The organism is Pantoea sp. X-Soil-TKNS-1211 (assembly GCF_059730495.1).
Genome location: NZ_AP035953.1, coordinates 1718702 through 1741393, shown reverse-complemented (window position 1 = coordinate 1741393; position 22692 = coordinate 1718702). Strand labels below are relative to the sequence as shown.

The window sequence follows — 22692 nt, the reverse complement described above, 5'->3', positions numbered from 1 at the left end:
ACCTCTTACATCGGCGAAACGTTCAGGAAGAAACGCTGGAACCAGCCCATCGTCTGCGCCTCATTGATATAACCATTACCGACATACTCAATACGTGCATCGGCCACTGCTGTTGACAGCACCGCGTTACTGGCGCTGATGGTGCGGGGGTTAACCACGCCAGAGAAACGAATAAATTCGGTTCCCTGATTAATCTCGATCTGCTTCTCACCCACAACGCGCAGGTTGCCGTTGGACAGCACCTGGTTAACGGTGACGGTGATGGTGCCGGTAAAGGTGTTGTTGGCTGTGGCGCCGCCTTTCCCGGTGAAGTCGTTTTTACCTTCGCCGTCAATACCGACCTTCTCACCACTCGCTCCTACCAAACCATTCAAGCCGGTTGGGACGGTCGTCAAACCAAAGCTCCCGCTGCCATCACGACTGGCATTGGCAGACGAACTTTTGCTGGCACTGACGTTTTCCTGCAAGGTAATGGTCAGCGTATCGCCGATATTGCGTGGGCGGCGATCCTCAAACAGCGGTTGATAACCGTAGTTGAGCGGTGCAACGCCCTGAAAAATGGAACCATTGACCACGGGTGGCGCAGAAGGCGTTGGCTCAGCCGTTGTCGAACCTTGTACCAGTGGCGTGCGAGGTATCAACGCACAACCGTTTAGGGTCAGCAGCGATAACGCTACCAACCAATGACCAGGCTTGAGAATCACTTGCTTCGCCACGGAGTTCTGACCTTATTCATGTTCTTAATCAGGCCAGCCAGGCTGGCCCAAAGACACCAGATTTATAACTGGGTTAACTTCGCTAACATCTGATCGGACGTGCTGACCGCTTTACTGTTAATCTCGTAAGCGCGCTGCGTTTGGATCATCGATACCAGCTCTTCCGCCACGTTGACGTTTGAGGTTTCCACATAGCCCTGATACAGCAGGCCGGCACCGTTCTGCCCCGGCGTGCTCTGGGTGGCCGCACCGGATGCCTGGGTTTCCTGATAGAGGTTTTCACCCAGGCTATCGAGACCGGCGTCGTTCATAAAAGTACTGAGTGTTAACTGGCCCACCTGGGTCGGGTTGGTCTGGCCCTGCTGCGTCACACTCACGATGCCATCACGCGAAACGGTGATGCTGGTGGCGTTGGCAGGAATGGTGATACCCGGCTGCACGGTATAACCGGAGTTGGTCACCAGCTGACCATTCTGATCCACCTGGAATGAACCATCACGGGTGTAGGCTGAGGTGCCATCCGGCATCTGCACTTCAAAGTAGCCCTGACCGTTAATGGCCAGATCTTTCGAGTTGCTGGTCTGCGACAGGTTGCCCTGAGTGTGCAGACGTTCAGTAGTCACCGGACGCACACCGGTACCAATCTGCATACCAGACGGTAAGGTAGTTTGCTCGGATGACTGCGTACCCGGCTGACGGACGGTTTGATACATCAGATCTTCAAATACCGCACGTGAACGCTTAAAACCGTTGGTGCTGACGTTCGCCAGGTTGTTAGCGATGACGTCCATGTTGGTCTGCTGGGCATCAAGACCGGTTTTCGCAATCCATAAGGAACGAATCATTGTTTTATCCTCAGCCTTAGCTGCTCATATTGAGCAACTGATTGGCTTTTTGTTCGTTTTCATCGACGTTTGAGATCACCTTCATCTGCATCTCAAAACGTCGGGCGTTGGCGATCATATCGACCATGGTTTCCACGGGTTTCACGTTACTGCCCTCCAGCACCCCCGGTGACACCTGCATGTTGACGTCCTGCGCCAACGCTGCACCGCGTGTAGCCTGGGTTTGCGCAGTAGGACGGAACATCCCGTCGTCACTGCGTTGCAGTTCCTGACCGGTCGCCGTGACCAGCTTCAGACGACCAATCTGCACCGTGGCATTAGGCGCATCACCCGGGTTACGCGAGGTGATAGAGCCATCCGTTGCAATGGTCAGTTCAGCGCCTTGCGGCACGGCAATCGGTCCGCCATCGCCCATCACGGGATTGCCCTGGATTGTCAGGATGCCAGTGGAGCTGATTTGAATGTTACCGTTGCGGGTGTAAGCCTCACTGCCGTCGGCGGTGCGTACCGCCAGCCAGCCGTCCTGCCCCACCGCCACGTCGAGTGCGCGACCGGTGTTGTCCATCGCCCCTGCACTCATATCGGCCCCTGGCGTGGACGCCGTCACCAGCGTGCGTGTCGGCAGCGACCAGCCATTGACCGGCACCGCGCGGTACGCTTCCAGTTGGGCACGAAAACCCGGCGTAGAGGCGTTGGCGAGGTTGCTGGCCGTGACGGATTGCTGCTCCAGCGTCTGGCTGGCGGCCCCCATCGCGGTATATATCGCGTGATCCATAATGCAATCCCGTTAGTGAATTAACGTAAGTTGACCAGGGTGTTGAGGATCTGGTCCTGGGTTTTGATGGTCTGCGCGTTCGCCTGATAGTTGCGCTGCGCGACGATCATGTTGACCAGTTCCTGGCTCAAATCCACGTTGGACGCTTCCAGCGCGCCTGCCGTCAGCGAACCGAATGTCCCGGTGCCTGCGGTGCCGATCGCTGCCTGACCGGAAGAACTGGTGGCGCTCCACACGTTGTCACCTTCGGACTGCAAACCTTCCGGGTTAGAGAAGCTCGCCAGTACGATCTGTCCCAGTAGCTGCGTTTGCTGGTTGGAGTAAGTACCGGTGATGGTGCCGTCGTCGTTGATGGTGTAAGTGGTCAGATCGCCGGGTGCATAACCATCCTGAGTCGGGTTACCGAAGGTGGTGGTGCCGGTGTTCTGTTGCAGGCTACCTTGCATGCTCAGGGTGATAGCCTGACCTGCTGCTGCACCGTTGGTGCCGTCGATGTTCAGGGCCACGGTGGTGGCACCGGCGACACCGCCCACGCTGGTCATGTTGCCGCTGCTGTCAAACGTCAGGTCGAAATCACCGGCTGAGGTGCCCGTGGTGGAATCGATAGCATGGACTGTCCAGGCGTTATCACCGGTTTTGACGTAGTACATATCCAGGGTGTGATCGTTACCCTGTGAGTCATACACCGTCATGGTGCTTTTGGCGTTGTAGCTATCAACGTTCGATGCATCAAACGTGGTGACACTCGGGATATCACTGGTGGAGTTGAGGTTGGCCACCTGGGTTGCCGTCGTGGTCGCTTTGGCTGACATCTGGGTGGTCGGAATACTCAGGGCCACCGGGTTAGCACCGGTCTGGATGGTGGCCGGTGAACCACTGGCCGGATAGCCGGTGACGTACAGACCCTGGGTGTTCACCAGATTACGGTTTTCATCCAGCGTGAACTGGCCGTTACGCGAGTAGTACACCGCGCCGCTGCTGTCGGTCATACGGAAGAAACCGTTGCCGCTCAGCGCGACGTCCAGGCCACGGCTGGTGGTGGTGGTGGTGCCGTCGTTAAAGTTCTGGATCACCGCAGCAACTTTGGTCCCCAGGCCCACGTCAGAACCGGCGAACAGGTCGGCAAAGGCGATGGTGCTGGATTTAAAGCCCGCTGTGGCGGAGTTGGCGATGTTGTTACCAATGACGTCAAGGTTGCTTGAAGCAGCGCCCAGGCCGCTCACCGCTTGGGAAAAAGACATGTTAATTTCTCCGGGTTACAGGTTAATTAGAGAATCTGACGTACTTCATCAAGGGTCGCGGTGCCCATGGTGCCGAGGTCCAGTGTCGAGGTGTCATCCGCTGTGCTGACGCCACTGACGTAGGCGTAATTCAGCGGCTGAGCCACCAGTTGGGTGCTGCCATTGCTGGCGGCAATCGAAACGGTATATTTGCCATCCGGCGCGGTGGAGCCGTCGGTCAGGGTGCCATCCCATGAGAAGGTATGGACGCCTGACGACAAGGCACCAAGATCAATGGTACGCACGGTGGCACCGGTTGAATCTTTAATGGTGGCCGTGGTGGCCGTCGACGCGGTGGTCAGTTCCACACCAAATGGCGTCGTCGTTCCGCTGCCCACCAGAATCTGGCTGCCATCCACCATCACACCATGACCAATCAGCGTGGTACTTTGCAGGCTCTGGCTGGTGCTGATCTGGCCGGAGATCGACCCCAGCGTGGTATTGAGTTTTTCAATGCCGCTCAGGGTGTTGATCTGTGCCAACTGCGTGGTGAGCTGGCTGTTATCCATCGGGTTGGTCGGGTCCTGGTTCTGCAACTGCGTCACCAGCATGGTCAGAAACTGGTTTTGTAAGTCTTCAGCACTGTTGCCGGTGCTGCTACTGCTGGAAGAGCTGAGGACTGTGGGGTCCAGGTTTTCGTTAACGCCTACCGCGATACCCATTGTGTTTCTCCGTTACTGACCCATGGTCAGCGTTTTCATCATCATTGATTTCACGGTGTTCAGGACCTCAACGTTGGCCTGGTAACTGCGTGAGGCCGACATGGTGTTCACGGTCTCTGCCACCACATCCACATTGGGCATCTTGACGTAACCTTTCTGGTCGGCCATCGGATTGCCCGGGTCATACACCAGTTTGGCCGGGGAAGGATCATCCACCACGCTGGCCACTTTGACGCCACCGGTCGCCATACCCGGTGCAGCATCGGTCTGGAACACCACCTGTTTCGCCACATACGGCTGACCATCCGGCCCGGTAACGCTGTCGGCGTTAGCCAGGTTACTGGCGCTGACGTTGAGGCGCTGCGATTGCGCTGTCATGGCCGACCCGGCGATATCAAAGATATTTAGCAATGCCATTGTTATTGCCCCTGCAGAACACTCATCATGCCTTTGATCTGGCTACTGATAAGGGTGAGATCGGTTTGATATTTCAGGCTGTTATCTGCGAACTGCGTACGTTCCCGGTCCATATCCACGGTGTTGCCATCCGCGGCGGGCTGATCGGGAATGCGGTACAGCAGATCCATCGACGGCTGTGAATTGGTCTGAGCCTCAATGTGACGAGCAGACGTCACGTTGAGCGCCAGACTGCTGCCCTCGGCGCGACCGTTTTCCATCACCTTGCTGAGCTGGCTGGCAAAGTCGATATCCCGAGCCTGGTAACCCGGGGTATCGGCGTTGGCAATGTTAGAGGCCAGGATCTCCTGACGCTCCGCTCGCAGGTTGAGGGCTTCTGTACCAAATCGCAGCGCGGCATCGAGTTTGTCGAGCATGCTTCCTCCGCGAATGAGAATTTCGAGCTGACAGCTTAATTGGGGAAAAGCAAGGGCTATCGTCTGAATAGCGCCAAAAACATTGGCTATTTTTGACATTGAAATTTTTGCGCGAGGAGTAGACTCAGTGCCATCTTCAGTCAGGAGGCGTGTTATGCGCAGATTTACAACCTTACTGGCCCCATTTTTGTTGGCCCTGTCTTTACCCGGCCATGCTGCGGATCTCTCCGCGCAGCTGACACAATTTTTTAAAGCGCGCGATCCGCAACACGCAGCGGGAATGACCGTGGTGGTGCGTACGCCACAGGCGCAGTGGCCGGACTGCACTGCCCCCCAATTCGTGTTGCCTGGCAACAGTCGCCAGTGGGGCAACTTGAGCATTGCCACCAATTGCGGGCAGAATCGCCGTTACTTACAGGTTCAGGTACAAGTCACTGGTCTTTATCTGGTGGCAAATCATCAGTTGATGCGTGGCAGCAACGTCACTGCCAGCGATTTTCGTTTACAATCCGGGCGACTGGATACGCTCCCCGCGCGTACCTTGTTCAGTGCAGACAGCGTGGCCGATGCCATCGTGATGCGAGATATCCCACCTGGACAGCCGGTTACCGCCACCATGGTGCGTCTGCCATGGCGGGTAAAAGCGGGACAAAATGTGATTGTGGTTGCCAGCGGTAACGGGTTTGATGCCAGCAGCGAAGGAAAGGCACTGAATAATGCGACCACTGCGCAAATGGTCAGAGTGCGAATGGGCAATGGTCAGGTCGTCAGCGGTCGGGTCGGCGAGGATGGGAATATTCTTATATCGCTATAAAGCGCTAAAGAACCCTGTTTTTCTGCCGATAGTGAAAACAACAAAGAAATTACCCTATGCTGACTCAGTTGGCTTATCCCCAACTGACCTTACAGGAGCAAGACCATGAGCATTGACAGAACTCAGCCTATTCAGCCGCCCAGCACTGTTCAGACCCGTGACAATACCGACAACAGCAGCAAAGTGCGCCAGAGCAGCACCGCCACCACCACCAGCACCAGTGAAAGCGGTGCCCAGGTGAAACTGAGTGCTGCGCAGGCGCAGCTGACGCAACCCGGCAGCAGCGACATCAATACTGCGCGCGTTGAGCAACTGAAAACCGCCATCCGCAATGGCGATCTGAAAATGGATACCGGCAAGATCGCCGATGCGCTGATTGCTGATACCAAGGCGTATTTAGAGGGTAATTAATCCCGATGAACAATCTGTTGACCACGTTAGATAAAATGCAGGAAGTGCTCTCTTCACTCCGCGAGGTGATGAATGAAGAACAGCAACAACTTGCCTCCGGCCTGATTAACGGCAACCTGTTGCAGCGCATCACTGAAGATAAAAGCGCGCTGCTCTCGACGCTGAATTATCTTGACGAGATGCGCCGAACGACCGAGCAAAGTACCGGTACGCAGGCGCCCTATCGTGGCAACAGCGATATGTCCCGCCGCTGGACGACTATCCAGAAACAGACGCATCAACTGCGTGACGCTAATACGCACAACGGGTTGTTACTCCAGCAGCAGATTCGTTTTACTGATAATGCGTTGACGGTGCTGAAGCCGCATCAGACACAGGCATTTTATGGGCCGGACGGATTGGGTAAAGGTCAGTCAACACTGAGCCGCAAAGGGTAACCGTTCGACGTTCAGAGGTAAAAAAGCCGCCATCGCTAATAACGAGGCGGCTTTTTTTGCGCGATAAATCGCGCCGCTACGAATAGGCAGAGTTCTGTAGCGACGCGATTTATCGCGTGGTTTGCGTGATGATTAGGCTTGGGTACGGCGGGCAAAATCGCGCGGACGGAAGCCCATCAGGCCCAGCACCAAAAAATATGCCCCGCCGCCCACGGCACATACCGCCGCCAGGCGCAGCAAGCGCCACCACATCTGCCCGACTTCCCATGACGGCATAACATACAGCAACCCCAACAGCGCCACCGCCATCGCGACTACCGCAATCAGCAGACGGACTAAAAAGCTAAACCAACCGGGTTGCGGCTGAAAAATCTGTTGCTTGCGCAGTTGCCAGTAGAGCAGCGCAGCATTAAGACAGGCCGCCAGACCGATGGATAGCGACAGACCGGCATGCTTCAACGGACCAATAAACGCCAGGTTCATCAACTGCGTCACAATCAGGGTAATGATGGCAATTTTCACCGGCGTTTTGATGTCCTGGCGGGAATAAAATCCCGGTGCCAGCACTTTCACCACGATCAACCCCATCAGCCCGACTGAATAGGCAATTAAAGCTCGCTGTGTCATCGCCGCATCAAAAGCGGTAAATTTCCCGTACTGAAATAACGCCACGGTCAGTGGCCCCGAAAGGATGCCCAACGCCACCGCACTCGGCAGCGCCAACAGGAAGCACAGGCGCAACCCCCAGTCCATTAACCGTGAATATTCATCATGATTATTACTGGCAAAACTTTTCGCCAGCGATGGCAACAGGATAGTACCCAACGCCACACCTAACACCCCGGAAGGAAACTCCATCAGGCGGTCAGCATAATACATCCAGGAAACGGAACCCGAGACGAGGAACGACGCGAAAATGGTGTTGATAATGAGAGAAATTTGACTGACTGACACGCCAAGAATCGCCGGTCCCATCTGACGCATTACACGCCAGACACCCGCATCACGCAGGTTAATGCGCGGCAATACCAACATGCCAATTTTCTTCAGATGCGGCAGTTGATAGAACAACTGCAACACGCCCCCTACCACCACCGCCCAGGCCAGCGCCATCACTGGCGGATGAAAATGTGGCGCGGCGAACAACGCAAAACCTATCATGCTGATGTTCAGCAACGTCGGGGCAAACGCAGGCACCGAGAATCGATTCCAGGTATTGAGGATAGCCCCAGCCAACGACGCCAGCGAAATCAGCAAGATATAAGGGAAAGTGACCCGCAGCAGCGAGCTGGTGAGCGCAAATTTATCCGCAGTATCCGCAAAGCCAGGTGCCGTCACCACAATGACCCAGGGGGCGGCAATCATGCCCAACACCGTCACCACGGCCAACACCAGAGTCAGCAAGCCAGAAACGTAGGCAACGAATACCCGCGTCGCGTCGTCACCCTGTTTGCTTTTATATTCGGCAAGAATGGGCACAAATGCCTGCGAGAACGCGCCTTCGGCAAAAATACGCCGCAGCAGATTGGGCAATTTAAAGGCGACAAAGAAGGCGTCGGTAGCCATCCCGGCACCAAATACCCGCGCCACAATGGCATCGCGGGCAAAGCCCAGCACGCGGGAAAACAGGGTCATTGAACTGACCGCTGCCAGCGATTTCAACAAATTCATAATTGGCGGCGCATCCTGAAAAGGGTCGGATAAATGAGCAACTTAGCGCGGACATTCGAAAATGTCCGGCGATAGTCTACTGCCACGGCGGGAAATGACCAGCATTGAGTGTTACAAGGAATTATTCCTGTTCGGCATCACGCCACAGCTTTTCCACCAGCCGCTGCGCCACCAGCGCCTGTTCACCGCTGGTTTCAGGCATCGTCTGATTTTGTACGCACTGAATAAAATGGTGAGCAGCGCCGGTAAATCCGCGCTGTGTCAGGTGACTTTGCCATGCAGGCGGCGCTTCCAGGCGCAACCCCGTAAGGTTTTCCTGCTGCCAGTCACGCATTTCTGCCACCTGAATAGTGTCACCATCACAAATGGCACTGACCACTTCTCGCTGCGTCCCGGCACGGCGATGCATACTGGTGGTGACTTGCAGCGCACCGGCGGAAAAATGATGCTCCGCATACAACATCGCACCCTGTTCGTTAGTCTCAATATAACCGTGCAGGCGCGTCAGTTTACCCCCCGCCAGCCATAACGCCGTGTCAACCACGTGCAGATAGTCGTCCAGCAGAGTAAAGCGTAAATCCTGCGGCCCGACACTGTCCGCGCGGTGCTTTTCGATTCGCAGCGACGCCGCACGCGCCATCTCAGCATGCAGTTGTTGATAACGTGGCGCAAAACGGCGGTTGAACGCCACCATCAATTTACGTTTGCGTTTCTCTGCCAACGCCACCAGCGCTTCGGCCTGCTGTAAGGTCTCTGCTAAGGGTTTATCAACGCAAACATCCTTGTCTGCCAGCAGCAGTGCTTTGACGACCTCGTAATGTGAAGCCGTGCTGCTATGCACAAACACCGCATCACTGGCGGCCGCCAAAGCATCAAGCTGGCCGAAACAGGGGATGCGGTAGCTATCGCAGATGGGTTGCGCTTTGGCCTGATTCGGCGAAAATGCCCCGGCCAGTTGCCAGCTTTGTGCTTGTGACAACACCGGCAGCCAGGCTTTTTGCGCGATGCCCCCTAATCCGACGATACCAATACGCAGTGTCATCTCAATGCTCCTGTTGCAGCAGTTGTTCCAGTTGCGCCTGCAACCGGGCCACGGTGTCTTCCAGTTGTGCGACTCGCGCCTCAAGGTCCGAGGTCTCGGCCTCGATGGTCGTTTCCGGCTGATCCGCAACCTCGCCGCCAAACAGATGCATATAACGACTTTCGCGTTTACCGGGTTCCCGCGCGAGACGCACCACCATGGGACCATCATCACGAGAAATCAGACCGTTGAGTGTCTGCTCAACCTCGTTCATATCGCTAAATTCATGCAAACGACCGCTGCGGGTACGCAACTCACCCGGCGTCTGTGCGCCACGCAGAAACAGCAGCGTTAATACCGCGACTTCTGCACTGCTGAGTTGCAGATTGCCAAATGCTGAGTTGCAAAATCGTTGTTCATATTTACTGACACGCTGCCCGAAACCACTGTTGGAGGTGACCAGATGCTTTTTCACCAACTCATCCAACTGGGATTGCACCTCGCTCTCGCTCAGGTTCATCACCGGTTCACGGTTGGACTTTTGATTGCAGGCGGTGACGACGCCATTGAGCGATAGCGGATATTGATCTGGTGTGGTCACCTGCTTTTCCAGTAGACAACCAATCACGCGCAACGCCTGCGCTGATAAAGCCATTTTCATTGCATTGTTCCCTGTTATTATCCGCGGCGGTCCGGCGTCCACTCACGCCAGGTTAATGCTGTCAGGACATGATCCTGCCAGCGGCCATCGATGAGCAGGTAATCTTTGGCATATCCTTCTTTTTCAAACCCCAGACGCGCCAGCAGATCGCCGCTGCGTTGATTATGTGGCATGTAGTTCGCCATAATCCGGTGCATATGTTGCTGCCGTTGCATATACCGAATGGCGCTTTGCAGGGCTTCGAACATCAGCCCCTGCCCTTGCCATTTCTCACCTAATGAGTAACCCAGATAGCAGGCGTGAAAGGAGCCGCGCAGCACATTGCTAAAGTTGGCAACACCACGCACTTCACGCTCTTCCTGATCCATCAGCACAAAATAAAACGCCGAGCCTTGTTTATGCATGTCGGCGATCAATCCCAGACGCGCCTGCCAGCCCGACGGATAACAATGGCTTTCATCGCGTACCGGCTCCCAGGGCTTGAGAAAAACACGGTTTTCCGCATAGTAATCCGCCAACCGCCAGGCATCACGCTCATGGACTAAACGGACCACCAAACGATCGGTGGTGAGGCGCACGCGTGGCCCAGCAGAACGATAGCCAAACATCTTGACTCCTGAAATCCAAGACTTAAGAAGGAAGTACGCCATCGGCGTTATATCTCACTATAACCGTCACCCTGCCTGCGGTAAAACCCCGTTTCCCGTGCTCAGGCATTCATCCTTGTTCAGGATTAATTTTCTTACCGATTCGATGAAAAAATATCATCCTGATAATCCTGTTTTTCCTGCCTGCACAGGCGGAAAATAGACCAACTGGTCTCTTTTCTCCTCTCCACCTTGCTCAGGATTAAGCATGTCTCGGGTTGCGCGGGCACGACGCCTCGGTAAAACATTTTTATTAGTGGATAACATGTTGGTGGTGTTAGGGTTTTTTGTGGTATTCCCTCTCATCTCTATTCACTTCGTTGAACAACTCGGCTGGGCCGCGCTGATGGTCGGGATTGCACTCGGCCTGCGTCAGTTTGTGCAGCAAGGCTTGGGTATTTTTGGTGGAGCCATCGCTGACCGCTTCGGCGCACGCCCCCTGATCGTCACCGGCATGCTGATGCGTGCCGCAGGCTTTGCCTGTATGGCGCTGGCGCATCAACCCTGGTTGCTGTGGCTGGCCTGCCTGTTATCTGGCTTAGGCGGAACGCTGTTCGACCCACCACGCAGCGCGATGGTGGTAAAACTGGTGCGCGCCCGTGAGCGCGGCCGCTTCTTTTCCCTGTTGATGATGCAGGACAGCGCAGGAGCGGTGCTGGGCGCACTGATTGGCAGTTGGTTACTGGCGTGGGATTTCCGCCTGGTGTGCTGGGTGGGCGCGGCGGTGTTCGTCAGCGCGGCATTATTCAATGCTATCTGGTTACCCGCCTGGCGCATTTCCACCGAACGTATCGCGATGCGCGAAGGCATGCAGCGCGTCTGGCAGGACAAACGTTTTCGCCTGTATGTACTGACGCTGACCGGTTACTACATTCTCGCCGTCCAGGTGATGCTGATGTTGCCGGTGATGGTGAATCAGGTCGCTGGCGCACCGGCTGCGGTGAAATGGATGTACACCATTGAAGCGCTGCTCTCGCTGAGCCTGCTCTACCCGTTGGCGCGCTGGAGCGAAAAACGCTTCCGGCTGGAGACGCGTCTGATGGCAGGTCTGTTTTTGATGACCATCAGTTTGTTACCGGTGGGACTGGCCAGTACCCTACCGGCGCTGTTTTTCCTGATCGCCGTGTTCTATCTCGGCTCCATCATTGCCGAACCGGCGCGAGAAACGCTCAGCGCCTCGCTCGCCAGTTCGCGCGCCCGCGGTAGTTATATGGGCTTCAGTCGTCTTGGGCTTGCAATCGGCGGTCTGATTGGCTACTCCGGCGGTGGCTGGATGTTTGATGTCGGCCAGCAACTGGCGCTGCCGGAATTGCCGTGGATGTTGCTTAGCGCGGTGGGCTGTGTGACGCTGCTGGCGCTGTGGTGGCAATTTCAACCCCGCGCGGTGGCCCCGGCGTTGTACAGCAGCTGATTTCTCTCCCATACTTCCCGCACGTCTGTAAAAAGGGTGACGTCAGTCACCCTTGGGAACCGAGGAGAAACAGGATGAAACTCTACATCTACGATCACTGCCCTTTCTGCGTCAAAGCGCGCATGATTTTTGGCCTGAAAAATCTGCCCATTGAACTGGTTGTGATGCTAAACGACGACGAGAACACACCGAAAAAACTCATTGGTCAAAAGATGGCCCCCATCCTGCAAAAAGCCGATGGTAGCGCCATGCCAGAGAGTATGGATATTGTTCGCCTGGTGGATAAGCAGGATGGCGAAACCTTACTGAATGGCAAAGCCAATCCCGCCATCTCTGACTGGCTGCGTCATGTAAATAGTTACGTGAATAAGCTCCTGCTGCCACGCATCGCTGACGCGGCTTTTGCCGAGTTCGCTACACCGGAAGCCCGCAACTATTTTCGTGAGAAAAAACAGGCCAATATCGGCGACTTCGGCGAACTGCGCAAGCATGCGCCAGGACTGATTAAAAACATCAATGATGATCTCCGTCAGTTGGATAAACTGATTGTCAAACCCAATGCGGTCAACGGCGAACTCTCAGAAGATGATATCAATTTGTTTCCGTTGTTACGCTCGCTGACCCTGGTTGCCGGTATCGACTGGCCGAGCCGTGTGGCTGCCTATCGGGACAATATGGCGAAACAAACGCAGGTCAATCTGCTCTCATCTATAGCTGCCTGACCGTTGTGATGAGAAACGTTGCGACGTTTCTCATCTCTCTCCTGGTGACACTCGTCCCTGATTCAGGCAGGCTATGGCACGTTTGCCGTATCATTCAGGATGAGGAAAGTATGAAGAAGGCTTTTCCGGGGCTTATAGCCCTGCTTTTTGCCGTGCTGCTGGCCGGCTGTAATCAATTGACGCAATACACCATCAGTGAACAGGAAGTGAATCAGGCACTGCAAAAACACAACAATTTCGAGAAAGATGTGGGTGTCTCGGGACTGGTGAATGCGCATATTGTGCTGACTGATTTGACCAGCCAAATTGGCCGCGAAGAACCGGGTAAAATTACGCTATCAGGTAAAGCCAATATTAACGTCAGCTCTTTATTCGGCCCGCAACAAGCTGAAATGCAGTTAAAAATGAAGGCACAACCGGTATTCAATGCGCAACAGGGTGCGATTTACCTGAAGGATCTGGAGATTGTTGATGCCCAGGTGCAGCCGGAGAAAATGGCGTCGATCATGAAAACGCTGACGCCCTATCTCAATGAGTCGCTCAAACGTTACTTTGATGAGAAACCCGCGTATGTGCTGAGCGAAGATCGTAGCAAAGGCGAAGCGCTGGCGAAAAAATTCGCCAAAGGCCTGGAAGTGAAACCGGGTCAGTTGGTGATACCGTTCACTGACTAATTCCTTTGCACGGATACGTAGCGGCGCGATTTATCGCGCTGTTTGGGGTAAAACCCGCGCGATAAATCGCGCCGCTACGCAACATGAATAAAATCCCGTGCAAACGGTTGCCCACATCCTTATGATTACTCCCCGGCCTAAACGTGCCTTTCGTTTTCTACCTAGCCGGAGCCTTTTGAATGACAGCCCAACCCCAGCAAATCACGATTCGCCGCCCTGACGACTGGCATATCCATCTGCGTGATGGCGCGATGCTTCAGGCCGTGTTGCCTTACACCAGTGCGGTAAATGGTCGTGCGATTGTCATGCCAAACCTGGTTCCGCCAGTCACCAGCGTTGCTGCGGCGATGGCCTATCGCGATCGTATTCTGGCCGCGCTGCCCGCAGAACATGCCTTTACACCGCTGATGACCTGCTACCTTACCGATTCTCTCGATCCCGATGAGGTTGAACAAGGCTTCCGTGCTGGCGTGTTTACTGCCGCAAAACTGTATCCGGCCCACGCCACTACCAACTCCAGCCATGGCGTAACCAATATCGCCTCCATTGCGCGCGTGCTGGAACGCATGCAGCAGATCGGTATGCCGATGCTGGTACACGGTGAGGTGACCGATTCCCACATCGATATTTTTGACCGGGAAGCACGTTTTATCGAAACCGTGCTGGAGCCATTGCGTCAGCAATTCCCTGGCCTGAAAGTGGTGATGGAGCATATCACTACTAAAGAAGCCGCTGAGTATCTCGCTGCCGGGAATGAGCTGTTGGGTGCGACGATCACACCACAGCATCTGATGTTTAACCGTAACCATATGCTGGTTGGCGGCGTGCGCCCTCACCTGTATTGTCTGCCGATCCTGAAACGGAATATCCACCAGGAGGCGCTGCGTAAATTGGTGGCCAGCGGCAACCGTCGCGTGTTCCTTGGCACGGACACTGCACCGCATTTGCGTCATCTGAAAGAAGCCAGCTGCGGGTGCGCCGGGGTATTCAATGCTCCCACGTCCTTACCGGCTTATGCCACGGTGTTTGAAGAACTGGGAGCGTTGCAGCACTTTGAAGCATTCTGTTCCGAAAACGGGCCGAACTTCTATGGCTTACCGCTGAATGAAGGGACGCTGACGTTGGTGCGTGAGCCGTGGACTGTTGAACAGACCGTTGCGGTCGCCGATGATACGCTGGTGCCATTCCTCGCCGGTGAGACACTTAACTGGCGTGTCATCGGCTGATATTTTTGTCGCTTGCCTTCGGGATAATTATACTGTACAAATAAACAGTATATTATTTCGGAGGCGTTTATGCGTGTTGAAATTACCGTTGCAAAAACTCAGCCCCTTCCTGCGGGCGCACTGGATGCGTTAAGCGCAGAACTTACCCGCCGCATCTCCCGTGATTTCCCAGACGATGAACATCATGTCAAAGTCCGCTATGCCAGCGGCAATCAACTCAGCGTGTTTGGTGGTTGCAAAGAAAATCGCGAACGCATCAGCGATATTTTGCAGGAAACCTGGGAAAGTGCTGACGACTGGTTTATTACCGATTAACCGCCACTGCGCAGTTTTTGCCGGGTTTCGCCACCCGGCTTTTTTGTTTTATTTCCGCCTCGCCAGACATAGCCTCTGCATCTAAAATCATTTTTAATCCCCCCATTCTTGCACTGCGTCATGCTTACAGGAGACGTTTTAGATGACTCACGATAAACCGGAAGAGGCAATGACGTTTGGCGAGCTACTGGCATTAATCAGCGAGCAGCAGCGCCGCTTAACCGTGCTGGAAAATGCCTTTGCCAATTTGACCTTCTGTCTCGACGATCGCGCCAGCCAGTTGCTGGTCCACAATCTGACGCTCGAAGCGCAAAACCAGAACCATGACGAGCAGTTACAGCAGCAGTTTGCCCGTCTGGCTGAAGAGATTCACAAGTGCGTAGGTACCGCCCAGGGCCAGGAGCAGGGCTAACTTCACAGTTTTGATCGGCTCAAGAGTTTTCCTAAAGCCAGCCGGCATTGCTGCCGATAATCTCTTTAGCGTCGGCTATTGGTCGCGCGAAAAACACCCACACACGTGGGCGTATTATTATTTTTAAAAAGACGCATCTCAAAAGCATTTATTTTGTGTTTTTTTTCATCACCACATTTTTTAACTATTGTACCGTTCGTTTCATGTTATAATTATCTCGCTTGTGCAAGAACAGCCGCATTGAACCTCAAGAAGCACTTCGTTTAACGAGTTAAAAGGAGGTTATAATGGACAGAAATAAAGACGTCATCCAGACTCATCCATTAGTGGGATGGGACATTAGCACCGTTGACAGCTATGACGCCATGATGATTCGCCTGCACTCGCTATCATCGCAGGATCAGAAAGAAGAAGAAGCTGATGTTGGCCCTACCTACTGGCTGACCACCGATGTGGCCCGACAGTTTATCTCGATACTCGAAGCTGGCATTGCGAAAATTGAGTCTACCGAGCAATACCTACGCGATAATCAAAAGCATTAATTTCTTTCATCGCGTGTAAGGGGCACCCTCAAGGGTGCCTTTTTCATGAGCGCGCTCTTTTGATATGCTGCTGAAAAAGTTCGTCGTTTTTCAGGAGTGATGTCACATGGTTTATGATCTGATTGTGGTTGGCAGTGGGTCAGTTGGTGCCGCCGCCGGGTACTATGCAACTCAGGCAGGCCTCTCGGTATTAATGATCGATAGCGCCCACCCTCCCCATTCTCAGGGCACCCATCACGGAGAAACCCGTTTAATCCGCCACGCCTACGGCGAAGGCGAACGTTACGTTCCGCTGGTACTACGCGCACAGACTCTTTGGGATGATCTGGAGCGCCAGAGTGGCGTGCGGATTATGCACCGTAGCGGCATTCTCAATCTCGCCCCCATTACCTCAACGTTTATTCAAAACGTCATCGACAGTGCACGCGTCTGGCAACTGGATGTGCAAATTTTGCAGGCGGATGAAGTCCGCAAACGCTGGCCACAATTTGCTGTGCCTGATGGCTACATTGGGGTGTTCGAACCGAATTCCGGCTTTCTTAAATGCGAGGAGGCGGTACGCAGTTGGGTAACGCTGGCGGAAAAAGCGGGCTGCGCCCAACTGTTTAACTGTCCGGTGACGGAAATCGGTCGGGATGGTGATCTGCAACAGGTGACCACCAGTGAAGGCTCGTTTCACGCCCGTAAGCTGCTGGTCAGTGCCGGAACCTGGGTTAGCCAACTGATGGCGGATTTACCAGTCACACCGGTGCGTAAAGTGTTTGCCTGGCATCAGGCGGATGGCCGTTACAGTGAAAACAACCAATTTCCCGGCTTTACCGTCGAGATGAGCGACGGTAGCCACTTTTATGGCTTCCCGGCTGATAATAATGCGCTCAAAGTTGGTCGTCATGATGGCGGTCAGGTTATGCAGACACCAACAGATCGCAAGCCGTTTGGGGCTGTCGCCGCCGATGGCAGCGAAGCCTTCAGCTTTTTGCGCCAGTTTCTGCCAGGTGTTGGGGTTTGTTTGCATGGCGAAGCCTGTAGTTATGACAATACGCCTGATGAGGACTTTATCATCGATACCTTGCCGGGTGAGCCAAACCGCTTAATCATTACCGGGCTAAGCGGTCACGGTTTTAAATTCGCCAGCGTACTGGGTGAATTAGCCAGCGAATTTGCCCAGAACAAACCTTTTTCCTTTGATATTTCCCCTTTCTCACTGTCGCGTTTTGCCTGACGCCCCCCTGGCCGTTACCTCTCCGGTAGCGGCCACACTGACACTCCCTGACATAAATTCACACAAATTTAATTTCTGGATTAAATCGCAGCGCAAAAGGTGTAGTAATTAGTTCTAACGTTTTATTACCTCAGTTTTTCTGCGTAGTTATTCAATATTTCTGAGCACCCCACGCAAATACCACCACAAATCCCGAATAGTTATTTCATAGTTTATAGAAAAGTAAGGGTGATTGATTTTATATTTCAATATATGGATGCTAATTGCCAGTTATTTCCGTACAGGATTCACCGATCATGTGGCGAAATTCTCCACAGCATTTTGGTTTGATCTCTATCTTATTACACTGGCTAATGGCGCTTGCCATTTATGGCATGTTCGCGCTCGGGCTGTGGATGGTTGGGCTGGGGTACTACGACAACTGGTATCACAGCGCGCCAGAGATTCACAAAAGCATTGGCATCCTGTTATTTATGGCCCTGTTGTTGCGTTTGTTTTGGCGCTTCCTCTCTCCGCCACCCGCACCGCTGAGTAGTTACTCTACCCCTGTCAGGCTGGCGGCGATTGCCGCTCACTGGCTGTTATACAGCTTGCTGCTGGCGATTTTAGTCAGCGGTTATCTGATCTCTACTGCCGACGGTAAGCCGGTTTCGCTATTTGGCTGGTTCGATGTCCCCGCACTGATGGCCGGTTCCGCTGCACAAGCCGATGTGGCTGGCGATATTCATCTCTGGTTGGCCTGGACGGTGGTCGTGCTTTCGGTACTGCACGGACTTGCCGCGCTTAAACACCACTTTATTGATCGTGATATCACGCTGCAAAGGATGCTGGGTTGCCGCATCCCGTTAACCTCTGATAAGGAAAAGTGACATGTTAAAGAAAACCCTGCTGATGCTATCAGGTGCTGGTTTATTGGCTGCCAGCCTGACGGCCAACGCCGCAGACTACAAATTCGATAAACAGGGACAACACGCTTTCGTTCAGTTCCGTATTCAACATCTGGGCTACAGCTGGCTCTACGGTAGCTTTAAGGATTTCGATGGCAGTTTCACCTTTGATGAAGCGAATCCAGCTGCCGATAAAGTCAATGTCACCCTCAATACCAATAGCCTGGATACCAACCATGCCGAGCGTGATAAACACTTGCGCAGTGCAGACTTCCTCAATACTGACAAATTCCCGCAGGCCACCTTTAGTTCTACCGCCGTAAAGAAAGAGGGAAACACGTATAAAATCACCGGCGATCTGACGCTCAACGGCGTGACCAAACCCATTACGCTGGATGCGCGCTTGATCGGTGAAGGGAAAGATCCCTGGGGAGGCTATCGTGCTGGCTTTGAAGCCAATGGAGAAATCGTCCTGAAAGAGTTCAATATCAGCAAAGACCTGGGGCCAGCGTCACAAAAAGCAGAATTGATTATTTCAGTCGAAGGGGTACGTCAGTAAAGCGTGGGCAGCCTGCAACATGCCAGGCTGCCACCCTATTACTTCTTCTCTGGCAGCGGAATGGCCATCGTCATATTCAGCAAACCACGCGATTTGTTGAAGACCTTGTTGCCATTCTCGCGACCGGCGCGACGCGCACGCTGCTCTTCTGGAGCCAATTTTGACTCTTCCATGCAGATCGGGCTGCAACAATTGTGGAACTTCTCAGCACAACTCGGGCACTGAATAAACAGCAGATGACAGCCATCATTCACGCAGTTGGTATGAGTGTCACAAGGTACGCCGCATTGATGGCAGTTCGACAGCACATCATCTGAAATACGCTCGCCCATGCGCTCGTCAAAGACAAAGTTTTTGCCTTTAAAACGCACCGGTAAACCCTGCTCACGCGCGCGGCGAGTGTATTCAATGATGCCGCCTTCAATGTGATAAACATCATCAAAGCCGTTGTGTTTCATCCAGGCACTGGCTTTCTCGCAACGAATGCCACCAGTACAATACATAACGATCTTTTTATCTTTCTGATCTTTCAGCATGTCGATGGCCATCGGCAGCTGATCGCGGAACGTATCCGCGGGCACTTCAAGCGCGTTATCAAAATGTCCCACTTCAAATTCATAGTGGTTACGCATATCGACAAACACTGCATCTGGATCGTCCAGCATCGCATTGACGTCAGCGGCTTTCAGATAGTTACCGACATCGCTGGCATCGAAACTACTGTCGTCAATACCGTCAGCAACAATGCGATCGCGCACTTTCAGGCGCAATACCCAGAAAGATTTCCCATCATCATCCAGCGCGATGTTCATGCGCAGATTGTTTAGAGCCGGATCGAAGCCATAGAGAAAAGCCTTCATGCTTTCATACTGGCTGGCAGGAACGCTGATTTGTGCGTTAATGCCCTCATGGGCGACATATACACGGCCAAATACCTTGAGTTTAGTTAACCCAACGTACAGCGCATCACGAAATGCTTGCGGATCGGCAATCTGGAAATATTTATAAAAAGAGACTGTAGTACGCGGCTCGGTTTCAGCCAACATGCGCGCCTTCAGCTCTTTATTGGAAACAAGGTTGTGTAACACTGGCATGGTGTTCGTTCCTGTTAGCAATGGGGAAAAATGAGCGCGCACATGATACCTGAATTCAACACAATGCAAAGCCTTTACCGTGAATATCCGGTAAGGGTGATACTTGCCGCATTTTTGTGCGGTGATTATATTTTAATGCGATTGCACGAATTCAGGCAGCACCAGGGCGACTATGCTTGATTTCAGTCAGAGAGAAAAAATGGCACAATAGTGGCAAATAACAGGAACCGGTACCTCTGGTACAAGACGCAGGATACTGACATTTCAATGACTCAACTTCCCCAATTTTCCCGTGAGCTCCTTCATCCACGCTACTGGCTTACCTGGTTAGGTATCGGACTTCTCTATTTACTGGTGCTACTGCCTTACCCGGTTTTATACGTTATCGGCTGTGGTTTAGGTCGAATTGCCCGGCGTTTCCTGAAGCGTCGCGTCAAAATTGCACAGCGTAATCTGGAGCTGTGCTTTCCGGATATGCCAGTCAGTGAACGCGATGCCATGGTGAAACACAATTTTGAATCGGTTGGCATGGGACTGATCGAAACCGGTATAGCGTGGTTCTGGCCAGACTGGCGCATTCGCAAATGGGTCAACTGTACCGGTCTGGAGCATATCGACTCCGCATTGGCTGCCGGACGCGGCATTTTGCTTATCGGAATGCATTTTCTCACCCTGGAACTGGGCGCGCGAGTCTTTGGCATGAACAATCCCGGCATCGGCGTTTATCGTCCGAATGACAACAAGCTGATTGACTGGCTACAGACCTGGGGCCGGATGCGCTCTAATAAAAGCATGCTCGACCGTAAGGATCTGAAGGGCATGATCCGCGCCATGAAAAACAATGACATCATCTGGTATGCGCCGGATCACGACTATGGCCCGCGTAGCAGCGTGTTTGCACCGTTTTTTGCCGTTGAGGAGGCCGCCACCACCACCGGCACCCATATGCTGATCCGACTGGCGAATCCCAGCGTGGTGCCGTTTCTGGCACGTCGTCTGCCCCATGGCCGTGGTTATGAATTAAAAATCATGCCGGATATCCGGGAAAGATTCTCGCTGGAAAACGATCTCGACACTGCAATTTGCATGAACAAAGTGGTTGAGGAAACTGTCTTGCTGGCCCCTGAACAATACATGTGGCTACATCGTCGTTTCAAAACCCAACCAGAAGGTCAACCTTCACGTTATTAATGTGACGCGGGACACATATTGTGTCCCCCTGCCCATAAACTGTAATTTACCTTAATTCATGACATTATCCGTTAGTTTTTTGTTCAAACTGTACCGGCTTTAATTCAAGCTGGCACATTTTCTCAGACCAATCATTCTTAGAGTTTCATTAGATTAAAATCAGAAAATAATGACTGATACTTAAGCCTGTTGCACGTTCCACCACGGTTCTCTCCAGCATGCTCCGGATTCTGTTGTTATGTATTAAAATAAAACTTATCAATTAGCATTATGTCTGATGGACCTGAATTTTTCTAATTCCAGGCATATTCCTATTTAATATTACTAAATTCTTTGAATTCGCTAATCAATGCAAGAAAATTAACTTAATTTACAAGACATTATCCTAACCCCCACCCTGCTTATTACGTTTTTAAAAAATATACAGCCTCTTTATTCCTTTCTGGAATTTGTGAGTGAATTCGATTCCAGTTAGTTTCGTTTATGACAGTTAGTTCAATAACTGTTCAAAAAAATAATAAAGATTACACACAGCAAATATACTGCAGGAACTCATAATATGAATAAAGGCATCTACTATTATGTGACGGTCAGTACCGATCAGGATAATTATCATCTGCTGCATCGGAAAGAGTGCAAACGTCTGCCCGAAAAGGAGGATATGGTCTTTATTGGTACGCTCTACAATTTAAATCAGGCTTTATCGGTTGCGCGCATTAATTTTAAAAAGGTGAAACCCTGTATTAAATGCTGCATTCGTTATTCTGCGCCAATTATCCGCGAATCTGTACGCCCTGTACTGCATTTTCCACAAAAAATGCACTGATCGTCCGGGCGGATGGTTCACCTCATCCGCCCGTTAGTTATTCCTGACCTTCACCTTGTGATTTTTCGTCTATCCTTCTCTGAAATCCCTATTCAACAGGCAAGGAGATCGCGATGAGCATGTATAACACCTTAGTTGAAGCCATCGAGGCAGCGCGTGAAGAGTTTCTCGCCAGCCAACCCGGTTTGGATGAGGACGATGCCGTCGTCAACCAATTCGCGCTGCAAAAATATGTGATGCAGGACGGCGATATCATGTGGCAGGCCGAGTTTTTCGCGGACGAGGATGGACAAGGCGAATGTCTGCCCATTCGTAGCGGTGAAGCAGCCCAGGCCATTTTCGATGATGACTATGACGAGATTGAATTACGTCAGGAGTGGCAGTCTGAAAATACGCTACACGAATGGGATGAAGGAGAATTTCAGCTCGAACCCCCTATGGATAGTGAAGAAGGTGAGGCGGCAGCGGCCGAATGGGACGACGATAACAGTGACTCTGACCGCTGGGCGTAACAGTTATTCGTAAGGGCTGTGATGGGCATCCACAGGTAATAACAGTGTGTCCATCACCAACGACAAGGGTAAATCAAGGATGGTTAGCATCCGCCATGCACCATCGCGCACATCCCACTGCACTCCTGGATAATATTGATTGCCATGCCCCTGACCCGGCACGGTACGACTGATGATACTGCCACATCCGCTAAGCAAAAAGATGGCGCTAACGACTACAGTTAATTTCAGGAAACGATTCACAACACATACTCACAATGGCCTGACGCTATTTTAGCCGTCAGCGTGGGTGAATAACCACACCCGGCAGCGTAAAGATTGTGTTA

Annotated in this window: 29 protein-coding genes; 16 read left to right on the top strand and 13 right to left on the bottom strand. The window is 52.9% G+C overall.

Annotated features, from left to right (window positions below):
* Nucleotides 1–5 precede the first annotated feature (5 nt).
* The 7 genes from AC6I8W_RS08355 to flgB all read right to left on the bottom strand — a co-directional run bounded on the left by AC6I8W_RS08355 (nucleotide 6) and on the right by flgB (nucleotide 5111).
* Nucleotides 6–716 (bottom strand): flagellar basal body L-ring protein FlgH, encoded by a 711-nt coding sequence (locus AC6I8W_RS08355; RefSeq protein WP_497837751.1) that lies wholly within the window; start codon nucleotides 714–716, stop codon nucleotides 6–8.
* A 62-nt stretch (nucleotides 717–778) separates the two neighbouring features.
* Nucleotides 779–1561, bottom strand: coding sequence for a flagellar basal-body rod protein FlgG (gene flgG / locus AC6I8W_RS08350; RefSeq protein ID WP_013508646.1), 783 nt, complete (start codon nucleotides 1559–1561; stop codon nucleotides 779–781).
* A gap of 16 nt (nucleotides 1562–1577) precedes the next feature.
* The gene (locus tag AC6I8W_RS08345; RefSeq protein WP_497837750.1) at nucleotides 1578–2336 is read right to left on the bottom strand and encodes a flagellar basal body rod protein FlgF; all 759 of its coding nucleotides are present in this window, start codon (nucleotides 2334–2336) and stop codon (nucleotides 1578–1580) included.
* 20 nt (nucleotides 2337–2356) lie between these two features.
* Nucleotides 2357–3577, bottom strand: coding sequence for a flagellar hook protein FlgE (flgE, locus tag AC6I8W_RS08340; protein WP_497837749.1), 1221 nt, complete (start codon nucleotides 3575–3577; stop codon nucleotides 2357–2359).
* Nucleotides 3578–3603: 26 nt separating this feature from the next.
* Nucleotides 3604–4278 carry a flagellar hook assembly protein FlgD gene (gene flgD, locus AC6I8W_RS08335; RefSeq protein WP_497837748.1) on the bottom strand — a complete coding sequence of 225 codons (675 nt, stop codon included), beginning with the start codon at nucleotides 4276–4278 and terminating at the stop codon, nucleotides 3604–3606.
* A 12-nt stretch (nucleotides 4279–4290) separates the two neighbouring features.
* On the bottom strand, nucleotides 4291–4695 hold the full coding sequence (gene flgC / locus AC6I8W_RS08330) for a flagellar basal body rod protein FlgC (RefSeq protein WP_497837747.1): 405 nt from the start codon (nucleotides 4693–4695) through the stop codon (nucleotides 4291–4293).
* Between the two features lie 2 nt (nucleotides 4696–4697).
* A complete protein-coding gene (gene flgB / locus AC6I8W_RS08325) occupies nucleotides 4698–5111 on the bottom strand; it encodes a flagellar basal body rod protein FlgB (RefSeq protein WP_497837746.1) in 414 nt (137 codons plus the stop codon).
* 154 nt (nucleotides 5112–5265) lie between these two features.
* On the opposite strand from flgB, the gene flgA reads away from it, so the two are divergent.
* The 3 genes from flgA to flgN all read left to right on the top strand — a co-directional run bounded on the left by flgA (nucleotide 5266) and on the right by flgN (nucleotide 6773).
* Nucleotides 5266–5925, top strand: coding sequence for a flagellar basal body P-ring formation chaperone FlgA (gene flgA / locus AC6I8W_RS08320; RefSeq protein WP_497837745.1), 660 nt, complete (start codon nucleotides 5266–5268; stop codon nucleotides 5923–5925).
* A gap of 105 nt (nucleotides 5926–6030) precedes the next feature.
* Nucleotides 6031–6336 carry a flagellar biosynthesis anti-sigma factor FlgM gene (gene flgM / locus AC6I8W_RS08315; RefSeq protein WP_497837744.1) on the top strand — a complete coding sequence of 102 codons (306 nt, stop codon included), beginning with the start codon at nucleotides 6031–6033 and terminating at the stop codon, nucleotides 6334–6336.
* A 5-nt stretch (nucleotides 6337–6341) separates the two neighbouring features.
* Nucleotides 6342–6773 carry a flagellar export chaperone FlgN gene (gene flgN / locus AC6I8W_RS08310; RefSeq protein ID WP_497837743.1) on the top strand — a complete coding sequence of 144 codons (432 nt, stop codon included), beginning with the start codon at nucleotides 6342–6344 and terminating at the stop codon, nucleotides 6771–6773.
* 132 nt (nucleotides 6774–6905) lie between these two features.
* Here flgN and murJ read toward each other — a convergent pair whose 3' ends face one another.
* The 4 genes from murJ to rimJ form a co-directional block, all read right to left on the bottom strand.
* Nucleotides 6906–8444, bottom strand: a complete 1539-nt coding sequence (gene murJ / locus AC6I8W_RS08305; protein WP_497837742.1) for a murein biosynthesis integral membrane protein MurJ — start codon at nucleotides 8442–8444, stop codon at nucleotides 6906–6908.
* A gap of 121 nt (nucleotides 8445–8565) precedes the next feature.
* The gene (locus AC6I8W_RS08300; RefSeq protein ID WP_497837741.1) at nucleotides 8566–9486 is read right to left on the bottom strand and encodes a Gfo/Idh/MocA family protein; all 921 of its coding nucleotides are present in this window, start codon (nucleotides 9484–9486) and stop codon (nucleotides 8566–8568) included.
* A 1-nt stretch (nucleotide 9487) separates the two neighbouring features.
* On the bottom strand, nucleotides 9488–10126 hold the full coding sequence (locus AC6I8W_RS08295; RefSeq protein WP_497837740.1) for a DUF480 domain-containing protein: 639 nt from the start codon (nucleotides 10124–10126) through the stop codon (nucleotides 9488–9490).
* A 17-nt stretch (nucleotides 10127–10143) separates the two neighbouring features.
* The gene (gene rimJ / locus AC6I8W_RS08290; RefSeq protein ID WP_013508634.1) at nucleotides 10144–10734 is read right to left on the bottom strand and encodes a ribosomal protein S5-alanine N-acetyltransferase; all 591 of its coding nucleotides are present in this window, start codon (nucleotides 10732–10734) and stop codon (nucleotides 10144–10146) included.
* 247 nt (nucleotides 10735–10981) lie between these two features.
* Here rimJ and mdtH point away from each other — a divergent pair, with 247 nt between their 5' ends.
* The 10 genes from mdtH (at nucleotide 10982) to AC6I8W_RS08240 (ending at nucleotide 18743) form a co-directional block, all read left to right on the top strand.
* Nucleotides 10982–12184 carry a multidrug efflux MFS transporter MdtH gene (mdtH, locus tag AC6I8W_RS08285; protein ID WP_497837739.1) on the top strand — a complete coding sequence of 401 codons (1203 nt, stop codon included), beginning with the start codon at nucleotides 10982–10984 and terminating at the stop codon, nucleotides 12182–12184.
* 74 nt (nucleotides 12185–12258) lie between these two features.
* On the top strand, nucleotides 12259–12906 hold the full coding sequence (gene grxB / locus AC6I8W_RS08280; RefSeq protein WP_497837738.1) for a glutaredoxin 2: 648 nt from the start codon (nucleotides 12259–12261) through the stop codon (nucleotides 12904–12906).
* A 110-nt stretch (nucleotides 12907–13016) separates the two neighbouring features.
* The gene (locus AC6I8W_RS08275; RefSeq protein ID WP_497837737.1) at nucleotides 13017–13580 is read left to right on the top strand and encodes a lipoprotein; all 564 of its coding nucleotides are present in this window, start codon (nucleotides 13017–13019) and stop codon (nucleotides 13578–13580) included.
* A gap of 179 nt (nucleotides 13581–13759) precedes the next feature.
* Complete coding sequence (pyrC, locus tag AC6I8W_RS08270; RefSeq protein ID WP_497837736.1) at nucleotides 13760–14806, top strand: dihydroorotase; 1047 nt, start codon at nucleotides 13760–13762, stop codon at nucleotides 14804–14806.
* Between the two features lie 69 nt (nucleotides 14807–14875).
* Nucleotides 14876–15121, top strand: coding sequence for a DNA damage-inducible protein I (gene dinI / locus AC6I8W_RS08265; RefSeq protein ID WP_013508629.1), 246 nt, complete (start codon nucleotides 14876–14878; stop codon nucleotides 15119–15121).
* A gap of 142 nt (nucleotides 15122–15263) precedes the next feature.
* Nucleotides 15264–15533: a hypothetical protein gene (locus tag AC6I8W_RS08260; RefSeq protein ID WP_497837735.1), complete on the top strand. Its 270-nt coding sequence runs from the start codon at nucleotides 15264–15266 to the stop codon at nucleotides 15531–15533.
* 287 nt (nucleotides 15534–15820) lie between these two features.
* Nucleotides 15821–16075 carry a biofilm formation regulator BssS gene (gene bssS / locus AC6I8W_RS08255; RefSeq protein ID WP_013508627.1) on the top strand — a complete coding sequence of 85 codons (255 nt, stop codon included), beginning with the start codon at nucleotides 15821–15823 and terminating at the stop codon, nucleotides 16073–16075.
* Nucleotides 16076–16181: 106 nt separating this feature from the next.
* Nucleotides 16182–17297, top strand: a complete 1116-nt coding sequence (solA, locus tag AC6I8W_RS08250; protein WP_497837734.1) for an N-methyl-L-tryptophan oxidase — start codon at nucleotides 16182–16184, stop codon at nucleotides 17295–17297.
* Between the two features lie 293 nt (nucleotides 17298–17590).
* Complete coding sequence (locus AC6I8W_RS08245) at nucleotides 17591–18166, top strand: cytochrome b (protein WP_497838132.1); 576 nt, start codon at nucleotides 17591–17593, stop codon at nucleotides 18164–18166.
* A 1-nt stretch (nucleotide 18167) separates the two neighbouring features.
* Entirely contained in the window at nucleotides 18168–18743 is a 576-nt protein-coding gene (locus AC6I8W_RS08240) for a YceI family protein (protein ID WP_497837733.1), read from the top strand.
* Nucleotides 18744–18781: 38 nt separating this feature from the next.
* Here AC6I8W_RS08240 and trhO read toward each other — a convergent pair whose 3' ends face one another.
* On the bottom strand, nucleotides 18782–19837 hold the full coding sequence (gene trhO / locus AC6I8W_RS08235; RefSeq protein ID WP_497837732.1) for an oxygen-dependent tRNA uridine(34) hydroxylase TrhO: 1056 nt from the start codon (nucleotides 19835–19837) through the stop codon (nucleotides 18782–18784).
* 267 nt (nucleotides 19838–20104) lie between these two features.
* Between trhO and AC6I8W_RS08230 the strand changes: the two genes are divergently transcribed.
* From AC6I8W_RS08230 to AC6I8W_RS08220, 3 genes are all read left to right on the top strand, one after another.
* Nucleotides 20105–21028: a Kdo(2)-lipid IV(A) acyltransferase gene (locus tag AC6I8W_RS08230; RefSeq protein WP_497837731.1), complete on the top strand. Its 924-nt coding sequence runs from the start codon at nucleotides 20105–20107 to the stop codon at nucleotides 21026–21028.
* 559 nt (nucleotides 21029–21587) lie between these two features.
* On the top strand, nucleotides 21588–21854 hold the full coding sequence (locus AC6I8W_RS08225) for a hypothetical protein (protein ID WP_480370218.1): 267 nt from the start codon (nucleotides 21588–21590) through the stop codon (nucleotides 21852–21854).
* A gap of 113 nt (nucleotides 21855–21967) precedes the next feature.
* Nucleotides 21968–22366: a MysB family protein gene (locus tag AC6I8W_RS08220; RefSeq protein WP_497837730.1), complete on the top strand. Its 399-nt coding sequence runs from the start codon at nucleotides 21968–21970 to the stop codon at nucleotides 22364–22366.
* Between the two features lie 3 nt (nucleotides 22367–22369).
* On the opposite strand, the gene AC6I8W_RS08215 is transcribed toward AC6I8W_RS08220, so the two are convergent.
* Nucleotides 22370–22597: a YceK/YidQ family lipoprotein gene (locus tag AC6I8W_RS08215; RefSeq protein WP_497838131.1), complete on the bottom strand. Its 228-nt coding sequence runs from the start codon at nucleotides 22595–22597 to the stop codon at nucleotides 22370–22372.
* Between the last annotated feature and the right edge of the window lie 95 nt (nucleotides 22598–22692).